Annotated in this window: 1 protein-coding gene; it reads left to right on the forward strand. The window is 50.8% G+C overall.

The window, feature by feature from the left end:
• Positions 1–474, forward strand: a 474-nt coding sequence (locus WFK85_RS23435; protein ID WP_336710426.1) for an EF-Tu/IF-2/RF-3 family GTPase, incomplete at both ends; no start/stop codon positions are given.

Raw genomic sequence — 474 nt, forward strand, 5'->3', positions numbered from 1 at the left:
TTGGCGTTCCTTACATCATCGTGTTCCTGAACAAATGCGACATGGTTGATGACGAAGAGCTGCTGGAGCTGGTTGAAATGGAAGTGCGTGAACTTCTGTCTCAGTACGACTTCCCGGGCGATGACACTCCAATCATCCGTGGTTCTGCTCTGAAAGCGCTGGAAGGCGAAGCTGAGTGGGAAGCTAAAATCGTTGAACTGGCTGGCTTCCTGGATTCTTACATCCCTGAACCAGTACGTGCAATCGACATGCCGTTCCTGCTGCCAATCGAAGACGTATTCTCCATCTCCGGTCGTGGTACCGTTGTTACCGGTCGTGTAGAGCGCGGTATCGTTAAAGTTGGTGAGGAAGTTGAAATCGTTGGTATCAAAGATACTGCGAAATCTACCTGTACCGGCGTTGAAATGTTCCGCAAACTGCTGGACGAAGGCCGTGCTGGTGAGAACGTAGGTGTTCTGCTGCGTGGTATCAAAC

The organism is Cedecea sp. VD22 (assembly GCF_037150195.1).
GTDB lineage: Bacteria > Pseudomonadota > Gammaproteobacteria > Enterobacterales > Enterobacteriaceae > Cedecea.